At 67.8% G+C, this 14527-nt stretch carries 12 protein-coding genes and 1 pseudogene; 4 read left to right on the top strand and 9 right to left on the bottom strand.

The features are described 5' to 3' along the window. The first annotated feature begins 75 nt into the window (after positions 1 to 75). From E3O42_RS02810 to E3O42_RS02800, 3 genes and pseudogenes are all read left to right on the top strand, one after another. On the top strand, positions 76 to 840 hold the full coding sequence (locus E3O42_RS02810; protein WP_134452415.1) for an MIP/aquaporin family protein: 765 nt from the start codon (positions 76 to 78) through the stop codon (positions 838 to 840). A gap of 64 nt (positions 841 to 904) precedes the next feature. After that, positions 905 to 2412: pseudogene (glpK, locus tag E3O42_RS02805) on the top strand (glycerol kinase GlpK). A gap of 256 nt (positions 2413 to 2668) precedes the next feature. Further along, complete coding sequence (locus E3O42_RS02800) at positions 2669 to 3562, top strand: endonuclease domain-containing protein (protein ID WP_134452414.1); 894 nt, start codon at positions 2669 to 2671, stop codon at positions 3560 to 3562. A gap of 460 nt (positions 3563 to 4022) precedes the next feature. Here E3O42_RS02800 and E3O42_RS02795 read toward each other — a convergent pair whose 3' ends face one another. The 9 genes from E3O42_RS02795 to E3O42_RS02755 all read right to left on the bottom strand — a co-directional run bounded on the left by E3O42_RS02795 (position 4023) and on the right by E3O42_RS02755 (position 13140). Further along, positions 4023 to 4769 carry an HAD family hydrolase gene (locus E3O42_RS02795; protein ID WP_134452413.1) on the bottom strand — a complete coding sequence of 249 codons (747 nt, stop codon included), beginning with the start codon at positions 4767 to 4769 and terminating at the stop codon, positions 4023 to 4025. A gap of 436 nt (positions 4770 to 5205) precedes the next feature. After that, positions 5206 to 6210, bottom strand: coding sequence for a tryptophan--tRNA ligase (gene trpS / locus E3O42_RS02790; RefSeq protein ID WP_134452412.1), 1005 nt, complete (start codon positions 6208 to 6210; stop codon positions 5206 to 5208). A 52-nt stretch (positions 6211 to 6262) separates the two neighbouring features. After that, positions 6263 to 7120, bottom strand: coding sequence for an exodeoxyribonuclease III (locus E3O42_RS02785; protein ID WP_134452411.1), 858 nt, complete (start codon positions 7118 to 7120; stop codon positions 6263 to 6265). A 41-nt stretch (positions 7121 to 7161) separates the two neighbouring features. Further along, positions 7162 to 8235, bottom strand: coding sequence for a YihY/virulence factor BrkB family protein (locus tag E3O42_RS02780; protein ID WP_134452410.1), 1074 nt, complete (start codon positions 8233 to 8235; stop codon positions 7162 to 7164). A gap of 92 nt (positions 8236 to 8327) precedes the next feature. Then, a complete protein-coding gene (locus E3O42_RS02775; RefSeq protein WP_134452409.1) occupies positions 8328 to 9089 on the bottom strand; it encodes a succinate dehydrogenase iron-sulfur subunit in 762 nt (253 codons plus the stop codon). Continuing rightward, positions 9089 to 10903 carry a succinate dehydrogenase flavoprotein subunit gene (sdhA, locus tag E3O42_RS02770; protein WP_134452408.1) on the bottom strand — a complete coding sequence of 605 codons (1815 nt, stop codon included), beginning with the start codon at positions 10901 to 10903 and terminating at the stop codon, positions 9089 to 9091. The genes E3O42_RS02775 and sdhA overlap by 1 nt, the downstream gene beginning before the upstream one ends. 26 nt (positions 10904 to 10929) lie before the next feature. Then, positions 10930 to 11382 carry a succinate dehydrogenase hydrophobic membrane anchor subunit gene (locus tag E3O42_RS02765; protein ID WP_134452407.1) on the bottom strand — a complete coding sequence of 151 codons (453 nt, stop codon included), beginning with the start codon at positions 11380 to 11382 and terminating at the stop codon, positions 10930 to 10932. A gap of 12 nt (positions 11383 to 11394) precedes the next feature. Next, positions 11395 to 11811 carry a succinate dehydrogenase, cytochrome b556 subunit gene (sdhC, locus tag E3O42_RS02760; protein ID WP_134452406.1) on the bottom strand — a complete coding sequence of 139 codons (417 nt, stop codon included), beginning with the start codon at positions 11809 to 11811 and terminating at the stop codon, positions 11395 to 11397. 174 nt (positions 11812 to 11985) lie between these two features. Further along, the gene (locus tag E3O42_RS02755; protein ID WP_134452405.1) at positions 11986 to 13140 is read right to left on the bottom strand and encodes a glycosyltransferase family 4 protein; all 1155 of its coding nucleotides are present in this window, start codon (positions 13138 to 13140) and stop codon (positions 11986 to 11988) included. A gap of 78 nt (positions 13141 to 13218) precedes the next feature. On the opposite strand from E3O42_RS02755, the gene E3O42_RS02750 reads away from it, so the two are divergent. Beyond that, on the top strand, positions 13219 to 14340 hold the full coding sequence (locus E3O42_RS02750) for a mannose-1-phosphate guanylyltransferase (protein WP_134452404.1): 1122 nt from the start codon (positions 13219 to 13221) through the stop codon (positions 14338 to 14340). Positions 14341 to 14527 lie beyond the last annotated feature (187 nt).

Raw genomic sequence — 14527 nt, 5'->3', positions numbered from 1 at the left:
ACTTCTCCGCTCCCCATTGCTGCACGACGGTGTGCGCGGAACCTTCCGCGTGCGCCGAGAACACGAAAGGTCAATGTGGACAATCTCGGTGTTGTATTCCTCTCGGAGGTGGTGGGCACAGCCCTCCTGGTCCTCCTCGGCTGTGGCGTCGTCGCCAACGTCGCCCTCACGAAGAACAAGGGCTTCGGAGGCGGGTTCCTCATGGTCACCATCGGCTGGGGCCTCGCGGTCTTCGTCGGCGTGATCGTCTCGTATAACTCCGGCGCCCACCTGAACCCGGCGGTGACGCTCGGCCTCGTGGCCTCCGGCGCCACCGAGTTCGGCTCCGGCGTTCCGGTGAACGTCGTCTCGGTACTCACCTACCTCGCCGCGGAAATGATCGGCGCCTTCCTCGGCGCGATCGTGGTGTGGCTGGCATACAAGCAGCACTTCGACCAGGAACCGGAGGCCGCGAACACGCTCGGCGTCTTCTCCACCGGTCCGGCCATCCGTTCGTACGGCTGGAACCTGGTCACCGAGATCATCGGCACCTTCGTGCTGGTGTTCGTGGTGATCGCCTTCGGCGGCGGACGCCAGGGCGAAAGCGGTGGCCTCGCGGCTCTCGGTGCCCTTCCGGTGGCGCTGCTCGTGATCGTGATCGGCACGTCGCTCGGCGGGCCCACCGGTTACGCCATCAACCCGGCCCGTGACCTCGGGCCGCGCATCGCACACTTCCTGCTGCCGATCAAGGGCAAGGGATCCTCCGACTGGTCCTACTCGTGGGTCCCCGTTGTCGGTCCGGTCATCGGCGGCGTGCTCGCCGGCTGGGCCTCCCTCGTGCTGCTGCCCATCCTCACCTGATCCATCCGTTTCATCCCTACCGTCAACAACCACGTCCCATCAGTCCCAACACAGGAGTTCCGACATGAGTGACAAGTACATCTTCGCCATCGACCAGGGCACCACGAGCACCCGCGCCATCATCTTCGACCACTCGGGGTCGATCATCTCCACCGGCCAGCTCGAGCACGAACAGATCTTCCCCCGCGCCGGCTGGGTCGAGCACGACCCGATGGAGATCTGGGGAAACACCCGGCAGGTGATCGGCCAGGCCCTGTCCAAGGCCAACCTCACTCGGCACGACATCGAGGCCGTTGGCATTACCAACCAGCGTGAGACCGCCGTGGTCTGGGACCGCACCACGGGCCTGCCGGTCTACAATGCCATCGTCTGGCAGGACACCCGCACCCAGCCGATCGTCGACCGCCTCGCCGCGGATGGCGGCGGTGACCGGTTCAAGGCCACCGTGGGCCTGCCGCTGGCCACCTACTTCTCCGGCACCAAGATCGTCTGGATCCTGGAGAACGTCGAAGGCGCCCGCGAGAAGGCCGAGCGCGGCGACCTGATGTTCGGCACCACCGACTCCTGGGTGCTCTGGAACCTCACCGGAGGCCTGGAGGGCGGCGTTCACGCCACCGACGTCACCAACGCCAGCCGCACCCTGTTCATGAACCTCGAGACCCTCGAATGGGACGACGAGATTCTGGCTACCTTCGGGGTGCCGCGTTCGATGATGCCCGAGATCCGCTCCTCCNTGGCACCGTGAACGAGCACAGCCTGCTGCGCGAGGTGCCGATCGCGGGCATCCTCGGCGACCAGCAGGCCGCAACGTTCGGCCAGGCCGCCTTCGACCAGGGCGAGGCCAAGAACACCTACGGCACCGGTAACTTCCTGATCTTCAACACCGGCACCGAGATCATCCACTCCAAGAACGGCCTGCTGACCACGCTGGGCTACAAGCTCGGCGACGCCGAACCGCACTACGCCCTCGAGGGTTCGATCGCCGTCACCGGGTCGCTGGTGCAGTGGCTGCGCGACAGCATCGGCCTGATCTCGTCGGCGGGCGAGATCGAGACCCTGGCCCGCACCGTGGACGACAACGGCGGCGCCTATTTCGTGCCGGCGTTCAGCGGCCTGTTCGCGCCGTACTGGCGCGCGGATGCTCGCGGTGCGCTCGTCGGGCTCACCCGGTTCGTCAACAAGGGCCATATCGCCCGGGCTGCGCTGGAGGCCATCGCGTTCCAGACCCGCGAGGTCATCGACGCCGTGAATGCGGACTCCGGGGTGCCGCTGACCGAGCTCAAGGTCGACGGAGGGGCCACCGGCAACAACCTGCTGCTGCAGTTCCAGGCCGACATCCTCGGCGTGCCCGTGGTGCGACCGGTCGTGGCCGAGACCACCGCGCTCGGCGCCGCGTATGCGGCCGGCCTGGCTGTGGGCTTCTGGAGCGGCCTGGGCGAGCTGCGCGCCAACTGGCAGGAGGACGCCCGCTGGGAGCCCGACATGGAGGTCGCCGAGCGCGAGCGCCTGCTGCGCAACTGGAAGAAGGCCGTCACCAAGACCCTCGACTGGGTCGACGAAGACGTCCTGTAGCCCCCACCACCGCCCCCACCCACCCCAAGACGCGACGGTGAGGGCATAACTCCTGCTATTTTCATGCCGGCCGGCTGCCGGCCCGGTAATTCCGGGGCTGGGCATCCGGCCGGCGGTCTTTCTGCAGGAGTTATGCATTACGCGGGGCCGGGGGGAGTGGCCGACAGGAGTTGTGCACAGGGGTGCGGCCGCTCGTGTTCTGCACAGCTGTGCGGTGATTCGGGCAGCGGATGCGCGCCAGCGGCACGGTTCAGGTATGGCCACGCCCGTCTACCTGGCATTCCTGTTCGGCACTCGCCGCATCATCCACCGCGTCGATCTGCGCAGGGGAGGTCTCAGCGGCGTCGAGATCACCGAGGCGGTTCGACGACAGGACATCATCCGGGTGCGCCGCGACCACTATGCCCGCCCCGGTCTTGACCAGCACACGCTCGAGGCGGTCCGCGTGGGTGGCCGGCTGGCGTGCGTGTCGGCGGCCGCCGAGCTCGGCCTGTTCGCGTTCGACTACAGCCACACGCACCTGCACGTCGACCGGGAGGCCTCACGGCTCCGCAGCCCACACACCCGATTTCGACCGCTCGCCGAACTACCGCGCAACGGCGTGCAGTTGCACTGGTGGCCGCTTCTCGAATCTGCCGACGGCAATGAATTCTGCGTCGGTGTCAAGGATGCCCTGGTGCAGATCATCCGGTGCCAGGAACCTCGATTCGCCCTCGCGGCCCTGGATCTCGCGTTACACGAGCGGCGCATCCGGCCTCGAGACCTTGATTCGATCTTCGCCCGGGTGCCCGCCGAAAAGCAGCCCCTTCGCCTGCTGATCGACGCCAGGTCCGAGTCCGGCCAAGAGACGGTGCTGCGCCAGTTGATCCTCGATGCCGGACTTCGCTGCGAGATCCAGGTATCCATCGACGGGGTAGGCCGGGTCGACCTGCTCGTCGAGGGCTGTGTCGTGGTCGAGGCCGACAGCCAGGCCTTCCACAAGGAATGGGAGCAGCATATTCGGGACCGTACCCGGGACTTGCTCCTGGCCGAACGTGGTTACCTGTCGCTGCGGGTGCTCTACCAGCACACCATGTTCGAGCCCGAAACTGTGATCGCGGCCATCCGTCGCCTGGTCGACATCAGCCGCGCCGGCATCCCGCCTCGTTGACTTCGCCGCTGACCCCTGGTGTCGGCACGAGAGCCTGACCTAGTGCCGGGCCGGGCGCCCGGCCCGGTGCGCGCCACGTCGCTCCGTCGAACGGCTGCCGTTCGCGCCCAGCGGCACCGACGACGGGCATAACTCCTGCAGAGCCGCTGGACGGGACTCGACCAAACCCGCATTTCGAACCGTCGAGTGGCATCAACCCGAGAATTGCAGGAGTTATGCATCCGACCAATTGGGCGAGGCGGCCTCCGGCCCGGGTCACGAGGCCGCCACTGCCACGCCCGTTTCTTGCGTTGGCCGCCAGTGCGGCCTTGCACAACTCCTGCAGAATTTTGTCGGCGAATGTCGACTTCGGCGGGATTCCGCGGCGCGGCAGTATCGGCTGGAGCTCGACCCGGGAATTGCAGGAGTTATGCAAGACCTACCGGGATGTGGGGCGGGCGGGACGGGGGCAGCGCTCCGGCTATTGCGGGGCGAAGACGTCCGGCAGGGCGGCGAGGGTAGTGAGACGGATGACGCCCAGCTGGCGGGCCTCGGCGAGGTCGGCCTCCGGCGGGGGAGGGCCCGCCGTGCCGACCCGGTCCAGCCACAAGCCGGACAGCCCCGCGGCGGCGGCGCCGATGGCGTCGGTGCGCAGCCGGTCGCCCACATAGACGGAGCGGGCCGGGTCGGCGCCGAACAGAGCGCAGGCGTGCAGGAAGATCTCCGGTCGCGGCTTGCTCAGCCCGAATTCGGCCGAGGTGATTACGTGCTCCACCCGGGCGTCCAGACCCGTGTCGGCCAGCTTGACGCTCTGGTAGGCCAGCTCCCCGTTGGTGATCAGCCCGAACCGCACCCCGGGAAAACGCCGGGCCAGCTCGTCGAGGCAGGGCAGCGCATCCTCGTGCAGTCGCCAATGCGCCCGGTAGTGCACGAAGTAGTCCTCGAACCAGGCGGTGGCCTCGGCGTAGGTGAGCGCCACGCCGTGCGCGGCCGCGAAGTCGCGGGCCCGGGCGCTGCGCTGGCCGGCGAAATCCAGGTCGCCGGCGAGGTACGCGTGGTAGTGCTGCTCCTCGAGGGCGTTCCACAGCGTCACGACGGCGTGCGGGTCGGTGGCAGCGCCCCGCCCGCCCTGCGCGGCGACGTGGCCGAGGATGCCGGCGGCCACGGCCGCGCGGTGCGCGAACAGGGTGTCGTCCAGGTCGAACAGCACCACAGTGGGCACGGTCACGGCAGCCTCTCCGGCCACAGGCGCCCCGCGAAGCGCACGGCGGACCTCCTTCGCCCACGACCTCGGCCGGCCAACCCGCGTGCGGCACGCGGTCGTCCGTGGCGTGCAGCAGGCCGTGCCTTGACACCGGATGCGAGCCGTCGCGGTACGCGGGCCGGGAGGGACCCTGCCCGGTAAAGCTGAACCCGGCCTTGCGGCCCGTGCGCGTCGACCCTAGGTTTACACCGAGCAGCGCGGGGGCACCGGCCACCCGCAGCGCCCAGGTGTACTCGCTGTCCCCTGCCCACCCGACCGGCACGAACCCGGTGATGAACGCCGACCGGGTCCTGGCAGTCCTCGAAGACCTGCTCCGCGTCGTCGGGGCGCAGCTGGTCCAGCCGGAGAAGCGGAGACGAGAGTTCGACCGGACGCATCAGCGCAGCACCATCGGTACGCCTCAGCGGCGCGCCAGGAAGCCCATCCGATCGAATGCGCCGGCCAGGGTGACGTCGGCCACCGCGGCGGCCCGGTCGGCGTTGGCGGCCAGGAGCCGGTCCAGCTCGGCCGGGTCGTCGAGCAGCTCGAGCACCCGGCCGCGGATCGTGCCGAAGGTCTCGGTGACCACCTCGGCCAGGCCCTTCTTGAAGTCGCCGTAGCCCTTGCCCGCGTACTCGTCCTCGAGTGACTGGATGGAGCGTTCCGCCATCACGGAGTAGATCGTGAGCAGGTTGGCCACGCCGGGCTTGTTCTCCCGGTCAAAGACCACACCGCCCTCGGCGTCGGTCACGGCCCGCATGATCTTCTTCGCGGTCACTTTCGGCTCGTCGAGCATCCAGATCACGCCGGCGTGCGACTCGGCCGACTTCGACATCTTCGAGGTGGGGTTCTGCAGGTCGTAGATCTTCGCGGTGTCACGGATGATGCTCGCTTCCGGAATCGTGAAGGTGTCGCCGAAGCGGGAGTTGAACCGGGCGGCCAGGTCGCGGGTGAGTTCAACGTGCTGGCGCTGGTCCTCGCCCACCGGCACGATCTCGGTCTGGAAGAGCAGGATGTCCGCGGCCATCAGCACCGGGTAGGCGAACAGGCCCACCGTGGTGGCGTCGGCGCCCTGCTTGAGCGACTTGTCCTTGAACTGGGTCATCCGGCTGGCCTCGCCGAAACCCGTGAGGGTGTTCAGAGCCCAGGCCAGCTGCGCGTGTGCGGCCACGTGCGACTGTACGTACAGGGTCGACGCGGATGGGTCGATGCCAGCCGCAATGTACTGCGCGGCGGTCGCGCGGGTGTTCTCCCGCAGCTTCGCCGGGTCTTGCGCCACGGTGATGGCGTGCAGATCCACGATTGAGAAGAACGCGTCGTGGGTCTGCTGCAGTTTCTTCCAGTTCAGCAGGGCGCCGATGTAGTTGCCGATCTGCAGCGAGTCGGCGGACGGCTGCATGCCGGAGTAGAGGCGGGTCTTGGTCATCAGGGGAGTCTTTTCGTCAGGAGCAAAGCCGCGTGCGCGGCGGGAGGACTGGTCAGATGGCGTAGTCGACGACCACGGGGGCGTGGTCGGACCAGCGCTGGTCGTAGGCATCCGCCCGGTCGACCGTGTAGTTGACGACGGATGCCGCCAGCGCTGGCGTCGCGAGCTGGTAGTCGATGCGCCAGCCGGTGTCGTTGTCGAACGCCTGGCCGCGCCAGGACCACCAGGTGAACGGCCCGTCCATCTCGCCGGCCTGCTTGCGGCCCACGTCCACCCAGCCGAGGCCCGCGCCGTTGTTGTAGTCGGTCTCGTCCTCGGCGCCGAGGATCTGGTCGAAGTAGGCACGCTCGGCGGGCAGGAAGCCGGCACGCTTGACGTTGCCCTTCCAGTTCTTGATGTCGAACTTGCGGTGTCCAACGTTGAGGTCGCCGAGCACGACGACCCGCTCGCTGTGCGCGGCCAGTTCGGGCAGCCGGGTGAGCATGGAGTCGAGGAAGGTGAACTTCTCGACCTGCTTGGGCGTGTCCACCTCGCCGGAGTGCACGTAGGTGCTCACGACGGTGACGATCTTGCCGTTGACCTCGTAGTCGGCCTCGAGCCAGCGACCGGCGCTGTCGAACTCGGGGTGGCCCAGCTCGACCCGGTGGATCGACGCAGTCTTGCGGCTGGCGATGGCCACGCCCGCCCGGCCCTTGGCCGACGCGGCGTCGTGCAGGATGCTCCACTCCGGGCCGAGCAGGCCCTCGATGTCCTCGGTCGAGGCGCGCACCTCCTGGATCGCGAGGATGTCGACGTCGCGGGTGGCGAGCCAGTCGCCCATGCCCTTGCGGTACGCCGCCCGGATGCCGTTGGTGTTGATGCTGGCGATGCGCAGGGGGCGGGTGGTCTCTGATGCGGAGGAAGACGGCATGGCCCGATTCTACTAAGTGCCGCCGACGCCGGCCGGGGCGGCTAGAGTTCGGCGGGCTCCGTGACGCCGGACTTCTCGGCACGCTGCCGGGCCTTCCGCAGCCGGCGGTTGCGGCTGGGGCGCTGCAACCAGGATGCGCCGTCCCGCGCCTGCCTGGCCTGGCGCAGTTCCACTGTCGCGGCGAGGCGCAGCGCCGCCGCCTCCTTCTCGTCTTCGAGCTTCTTCGCCTCGTCGGCGCTCAGGCTGGATGGTGGGATGCCGGCATCCATCATACCGACGGCGATCCACGAGGCCGAGATCAGGGTGACGGTGGAGGTGAGGTTGAACCAGATCAGCAGGCCGATGATCACCGCGAACCCGGCCAGCAGCGGGTTCTTCGCCGCCCCGCCGAGGAGAGCCGCGCCGAGCACCTTGAGCACGCCAAGCGCCACCGCGCCCAGCAGTGACCCGACGAGCAGGTTGCGGAAGGGGATGCGCACCCGGGAGAGCACCCGGAACAGGCCCGCGAGGGTGATGGTGTCGATGATGAGCACGATCACGAGCGCGACGGCCTGGGTGGAGGCGATGAACCAGAACGAGTCGGTGCCCTGGCCGAGCAGGCCGAGGAACCCGCGAAGGAGTTCCGTGCTGACAATCGAGATGACAGCCGACACGACGAGAGCGAGGCCGAAGGCCAGGCCGAGCCCGAGCTCGCGCAGCTTGACCAGCACGAAGAAGGTGGTCTCCTGGCCCATGCCGAAGATGCCGCGCACGGCCTGAGACGTCGTACTCAGCCAGCCGAGGGTGGTGGCGAGCAAGCCCACCAGTGCGATGGCACTGCTCCAGGTCAGGGTGCCGGTATTGGCCAGGTCGTCGGGATTGACCACCCCCTTCGGGCCGATCAGGCCGGGAACGGACTGGTTGATCAGGGCGAAGAGCTGGTCCATCAGGTCGGGGTTGCCGGCGAGCCAGAGACCGGCGATCGAGAAGACTAGCCAGAGGGCGGCAAAGATCGCGAAAATGGCCTGGTACGCCATGCCGGCGGCCAGGACCGGCCCGCGGCTCTGCCCGAAATGGGTGAAAACCCGCACCGGCCTGGTGGCCATGATGCGGGTGACAATGTCGCCGATCTTCATCGCACCAGCCTAGCCAGCGGTTGCGCCCGCCCAGGCCCGTTAACGACGAACGGCGGCCGATGGCCGCCGTTCGTGAGAAACCCGTAAGGAAGTTACGGCTTGCCGCGCATGATGGCCTGCTTGACCTCGGCGATGGCCTGGGTCACCTGGATGCCGCGCGGGCAGGCCTCGGTGCAGTTGAAGGTCGTGCGGCAGCGCCAGACGCCTTCCCGGTCGTTGAGGATGTCCAAGCGCACGGCGGCGTTCTCGTCGCGGGAGTCGAAGATGAACCTGTGCGCGTTCACGATCGCGGCCGGGCCGAAGTACTGCCCGTCGGTCCAGAACACCGGGCAGCTCGACGTGCACGCGGCGCAGAGAATGCACTTGGTGGTGTCGTCGAAGCGCTCGCGCTGGGCGACGGTCTGGATGCGCTCCTTGCCGTCCTTGGGGGTGTTCTGCGCCATCAGGAACGGCTGCACCTCGCGGAAGGAGGCGAAGAACGGCTCCATGTCCACGATCAGGTCCTTCTCCAGCGGCAGGCCCTTGATGGCCTCCACCGTCACCGGCTTGGTGATGTCGAGGTCCTTGATCAGGGTCTTGCAGGCCAGACGGTTGCGCCCGTTGATGCGCATAGCGTCCGAGCCGCAGATGCCGTGCGCGCAGGACCGGCGGAAGCTCAACGAGCCGTCCTGCTCCCACTTGATCTTGTGCAGGGCGTCCAGGATGCGGTCCGTCGCGTACATTTCGACGTCGTAGTTCTCCCAGTGCGGGTCCTCGTCGGTTTCCGGGTTGAACCGGCGCACCGACAGGGTGACGGTGAACGACGCGATCTCTTCGGGAACCGCCGGAGGCGATTCGAGGGTGGGGGTGCTCACTAGTACTTCCTCTCCATCGGCTGGTAGCGCGTAATGGTCACGGGCTTCCAGTCGAGCGAAATGTGGTCGGCAGCATCCGCCGACAGGGCGTCGCCCGACAGGTAGGCCATGGTGTGCTGCAAGTAGTTGACGTCGTCGCGCAGAGGGTAGTCGTCGCGCATGTGGCCGCCGCGGCTCTCCTTGCGGTTGCGGGCGGAGTACACCACCACCTCGGCAAGGTCGAGCAGGAAGCCGAGTTCGACGGCCTCGAGCAGGTCGGTGTTGAATCGGCGGCCCTTGTCCTGCACGCCGATGTTCTTGTAGCGCTCACGCAGGGCGTGGATGGTCTCGGTCACCTCGCGCAGCGACTCGTCGGTGCGGAAAACCTGGGCCTTGGCGTCCATGATCTCCTGCAGCTCGCGGCGGATGACCGCGATGCGCTCGGTGCCGGTCGAGGTGCGGATGGTGGCGAGCAGCTCCCGCACGAACTTGGCCGGGTCTTCCGGCAGTGGGGTGAACTCGGCCGTCTTGACGTACGCGACGGCGTTGTTGCCGGCGCGCTTGCCGAACACGTTGATGTCCAGCAGCGAGTTGGTGCCGAGCCGGTTGGAGCCGTGCACGGAGACGCAGGCGCACTCACCGGCGGCGTAGAGGCCCGGCACGACGGTGGTGTTGTTGCGCAGCACCTCGGCGTTCACGTTGGTGGGGATGCCGCCCATCGCGTAGTGCGCGGTCGGCATCACGGGCACGGGTTCGGTGACGGGGTCGACGCCGAGGTAGGTGCGGGCGAACTCGGTGATGTCGGGCAGCTTGGTCTCGAGCACCTCGGCGCCCAGGTGGGTGCAGTCCAGGTACAGGTAGTCCTTGTTGGGGCCGGCGCCGCGGCCTTCCGCGACCTCCTTGACCATGCACCTGGCGATGATGTCGCGCGGGGCGAGGTCCTTGATCGTGGGGGCGTATCGCTCCATGAACCGTTCACCGGCGGCGTTGCGCAGAATTGCGCCCTCACCGCGGGCGCCCTCGGTGAGCAGGATGCCCAGGCCGGCCAGGCCGGTCGGGTGGAACTGGAAGAACTCCATGTCCTCCAGCGGCAGGCCCTTGCGCCAGATGATGCCGACGCCGTCGCCGGTGAGGGTGTGCGCGTTGGACGTGGTCTTGTAGATCTTGCCGAAGCCACCGGTGGCAAAGATGAACGCCTTGCCGGAGAAGACGTGCAGCTCACCGGTGGAGAGGTCGTAGGCGACCACGCCGGAGGGCTGGTCGACACCGTCGACGTTGGTCATGATCAGGTCGAGCACGTAGAACTCGTTGAAGAAGTTGATGCCGCGCTTGACACAGTTCTGGTACAACGTCTGCAGGATCATGTGGCCCGTGCGGTCGGCGGCGTAGCAGGCGCGGCGCACCGGGCTCTTGCCGTGGTCGCGGGTGTGGCCGCCGAAGCGGCGCTGGTCGATCTTGCCCTCCGGGGTGCGGTTGAACGGCAGGCCCATGTTCTCGAGGTCGATGACGGCATCGATGGCTTCCTTGGCGAGGATCTCAGCGGCGTCCTGGTCGACGAGGTAGTCGCCGCCCTTGACGGTGTCGAAGGTGTGCCACTCCCAGTTGTCTTCCTCCACGTTCGCCAGTGCTGCGGCCATGCCGCCCTGCGCCGCGCCGGTGTGCGAGCGGGTGGGGTAGAGCTTGGAGATCACGGCGGTGGATGCGTTCGGTCCGGCCTCGATGGCGGCCCGCATGCCCGCTCCCCCCGCCCCGATGATCACGATGTCGAACTGGTGATAGTGCACCCCGTCGACGATGGTGGATTCGGCGGGGTTGGTCACAGGTGCATCCGTCATGAAAGTTTTAGCAGCTCCTCGAGGGCCTAAAGGGCCTGGCAGAAAGTGGGCAGAAGGTCGGCGGGCTGGCCGGCCGGGCAGGCGTCGAAGGTGAACACCACGAGGGTGCCGAGCACGATCAGGATGACTACGGCGGCGAGGATCGCCGATTTGAGGATGCCGCGGCTGATGCGCGTCGTGGCATAGTCGTTCACCAGGGTGCGCATGCCGTTGCCGCCGTGGATCAGGGCGAGCCAAAGCATCGCCACGTCCCACCACTGCCAGAACGGGTTGGCGAGCTTGCCGGAGACGAAGGCGAAGTTCAAGGCGCTGACGCCCTCGCCCACCATCAGGTTCACGAAGAGGTGGCCGAAGATCAGAACGACCAGCACGACGCCGGAGACGCGCATGTAGATCCAGCCCCACTTCTCCCAGTTCACACCGTTCTTACGCGGGGCGCGGGCGTACGGGCTGCGGGGGGCGGCGAGTGTCGATGTCATGATCTCGTCCTCCTAGTGGCTGAACACATTGATGAGGTGACGGGGCACGAAGGCGAGCATCGTGATCACCCAGAGGCCGATCACGACGTAGAACAGCACCCGCTGGTACTTGGCGTTCCAGAAGTCGATGGCGATGATGCGCAGGCCGTTGAAGGCGTGGAACACGATCGCGCCGACGAGGGCAACCTCGCCCAGGCCCATCAGGGGGGTCTGGTACTGGCTGATCACGGCGTTGTACGCCTCGGGGCTGACCCGCACGAGAGCGGTGTCGAGGATGTGCACGAGGAGGAAGAAGAAAATCGCCACCCCGGTGATCCGGTGCAACACCCAGGACCACATGCCCTCGCGGCCACGGTAGAGCGTTCCGGCCGGGCGACGCGAGGTCGTCTTCCGCTGAGCTGTCAGGGCCTCTGCCGAATTCTGTGGCATGACCAACCCTCCCTGGCTGAGTCGTGACCCCTGCTGAACGAGGTGTCATCGTTGAACAAACACGTGCCGCCATTCTATATCTTGACGACGAGATAAGTCTGGTTAGGGGTGCCTAACCGGGAGCGCAGCCGCTGGTGACCAGAGGCTTTGGACCCGCATCAAGGGTAGTGCGGATCAGCGGCGCTGCGCTGCAGGAACCAGGGTTTCCGCCCGCATCGCGAGGTTCTCGTCGATGACCTGCTGATAGAACCCGAACAGGGTGGAGCAGACGGTTTCCCAGCTGCGGCCGAGCACGGCCCGCCGGCCGGCCTCGCCCATCCGGTGCCGCAGGGAAACATCGGTGACCAGCGCGGCCACGTGGCGGCGCAGGTCCCTGTCATCGTCCGGCACGAACAGGAAACCGTCGGTACCGTGCTCGATCAGGTCGATCGGGCCGCCGGCACGCGGCGCCACGACGGGCAGTCCCGCGGCGTGCGCCTCCTGCAGGGTCTGCCCGAAGGTCTCCTCGGTGCCGGCGTGAAGGAACACGTCGAAGCTGGCGTAGGCCGCCGCGAGCTCGGCGCCGGCGAGCCGACCGAGCCAGGTCACCGGCATCCCCGCCAGGGCCCGGGCCACCAGGGGAGTGGACGGCCCGTCGCCGACCAGGGCGATGCTGATCCCCGGCAGGCCGCGGAGCGCCCTGAACCGCTCCACCTGCTTTTCCGGGGCGATCCGGCCGACGTAACCGACCACCACCTCACCGTTCGGCGCCAGCCGCCGGCGCAACTCTGCCACCCCGGCGCCGTGCCGGGTGTTGGGGTGGTAGCTCTCCAGGTCCACGCCCCTGGTCCACCGGTCCAGGCGTTGCACGCCGATGCGGCGCAAGTCCTTCATCGACGCCGTGGACGGCACCAGGGTGAGGTCGGCGCCGTCGTGCACCCACTTCACGAACCGCCAGGCCAGCCCGGTCGCCTGGCCGAGGTGGTTGCGGCTGGCGTACCCGGCCACATCCGTCTGAAACACGGCCACGCTCGGCACGCCCAGGCGCCGGGCGGCCGCGATGCCCTGCGCGCCGAGGAGAAACGGTGAGGCCGCGTGCAGCACGTCCGGCTCGAAGTCGGCCAGCACCCCCAGCACCCGGGGGTTGGGCAGGCCGACCGGGAACTGCCGGTAGGAAAGTGAGGGCACCGTGTGCACGGGAAAACCGGCGTAGCTGGGCGGGGCGCCGAACGGCGCGATCACCAGGGCGTCGTGGCCCGTGCGGCGCAACTCGTCGAGCACCTTGCAGACGCTCGTTGTGACCCCGCTGATAGTGGGGAGGAAGCTTTCGCTGACGACGGCAACCCTCATGCCGCCACAGTAGGCAGCCCGCACGTCCGTGCGGTGAACCCAGGATGAACAGGGGCGATGGACCGGTAGTCTGGCGCAATGTCCCACTCCAGCGATGCCCTCGACCGCTTCTACAGTGTGATCCCCGCCGGCGGGATCGGTTCCAGGCTCTGGCCGCTGTCCCGCGCCGACGCGCCCAAGTTCCTGCACGACCTCACCGGCAGCGGGCAGACGCTGTTGCGCGCCACCTGGGACCGGCTCGCACCCCTGTCCGGCGACCAGCGCATCATGGTCGTCACCGGGCGGGCGCACCGGGCCGCCGTCGAGGAGCAGCTGCCGGAACTCGCCGACCTGAACGTGGTCCTGGAGAGCGAACCCCGGGACTCCTCTGCCGCGATCGGCCTGGCCGCCGCAATCCTCGAGCGCCGCGAACCCGGGGTGATCATCGGCTCCTTCGCCGCCGACCACGTCATCAAGGGCCCGGCCGCCTTCCGCCAGGCCGTCGTCGAGGCGATCGCCGCCGCAGACACCGGCCTGATCGTTACCATCGGCATCCAGCCCACCGAGCCGGCGATCGGCTTCGGCTACATCAAGACCGGCGAGGCATTGGACATCCCCGGTGCCCCGAGCGCCCAGTCGGTCAACTCCTTTGTGGAAAAGCCCAGCCCGGCCACTGCCAAGCGCTACCTCTCCAGCGGGCAGTACCTCTGGAACGCCGGCATGTTCATCGCTCGCGCCGACCGGCTGCTCGAGGAGATCGGCAGGGCGGAGCCCGAGCTGCTCGCTGGGCTGCTCGAACTGGCCGAGGCCTGGGACACCCCGCGCCGCGGCGCCGTCGTCGACCAGGTCTGGCCCAAGCTCAAGAAGATCGCCATCGACTACTCGGTCGCCGAGCCCGCCGCAGCGAAGGGCAAGCTGGCCGTCATCCCCGGCCAGTTCGACTGGGATGACGTCGGGGACTTCGCGTCGATCGCCAAGATCCACGCCAACGGCCGCAAGCGCGACCTGGCGATCCTCGGCGAGGGCGCCCGGGTGCTCGCCGACTCCTCCAGCGGCATCGTCGTCAGTCACACCAAGCGCATGATCGCGCTGATCGGCGTGGACGACATCGTCGTCGTCGACACCCCCGATGCCCTGCTGGTGACCACGAGCGCCAACGCCCAGAAGGTCAAGGCCGTCGTCGACGCGTTGCGGCTGTCGGGCAGTTCCGACGTCCTGTAGCCCACGGGCCGGTCGGGCCGCGAGACTTTCTCAGGAATAGGCCCGGTAGATGACCATTTGTGTCGGTGCGATTTCGGAAATGTCGCGGCTTGATAACCTTTTGGCTACAGTGTCGGTTTGCTCATCTGAGCAGGGCTGTTCTGGGTAACGTGTAGACCATATAGCAGCCCGTGCGATCCCACGCCGG

Source organism: Cryobacterium adonitolivorans (assembly GCF_004402695.1).
GTDB lineage: Bacteria > Actinomycetota > Actinomycetes > Actinomycetales > Microbacteriaceae > Cryobacterium > Cryobacterium adonitolivorans.
The sequence above is the reverse complement of the archived record's forward strand: the minus strand, read 5'-3'. Positions and strand labels throughout refer to the sequence as shown.

What these genes read in the sequence shown, in the direction of transcription:
- E3O42_RS02800 (WP_134452414.1), top strand. Translation starts at nt 2,669, where the DNA reads ATGGCCACGCCCGTCTACCTGGCATTCCTGTTCGGCACTCGCCGCATC.
- trpS (WP_134452412.1), bottom strand. Translation starts at nt 6,210, where the DNA reads ATGACCAAGACCCGCCTCTACTCCGGCATGCAGCCGTCCGCCGACTCG.
- E3O42_RS02785 (WP_134452411.1), bottom strand. Translation starts at nt 7,120, where the DNA reads ATGCCGTCTTCCTCCGCATCAGAGACCACCCGCCCCCTGCGCATCGCC.
- E3O42_RS02780 (WP_134452410.1), bottom strand. Translation starts at nt 8,235, where the DNA reads ATGAAGATCGGCGACATTGTCACCCGCATCATGGCCACCAGGCCGGTG.
- sdhA (WP_134452408.1), bottom strand. Translation starts at nt 10,903, where the DNA reads ATGACGGATGCACCTGTGACCAACCCCGCCGAATCCACCATCGTCGAC.
- E3O42_RS02765 (WP_134452407.1), bottom strand. Translation starts at nt 11,382, where the DNA reads ATGACATCGACACTCGCCGCCCCCCGCAGCCCGTACGCCCGCGCCCCG.
- sdhC (WP_134452406.1), bottom strand. Translation starts at nt 11,811, where the DNA reads ATGCCACAGAATTCGGCAGAGGCCCTGACAGCTCAGCGGAAGACGACC.
- E3O42_RS02755 (WP_134452405.1), bottom strand. Translation starts at nt 13,140, where the DNA reads ATGAGGGTTGCCGTCGTCAGCGAAAGCTTCCTCCCCACTATCAGCGGG.
- E3O42_RS02750 (WP_134452404.1), top strand. Translation starts at nt 13,219, where the DNA reads ATGTCCCACTCCAGCGATGCCCTCGACCGCTTCTACAGTGTGATCCCC.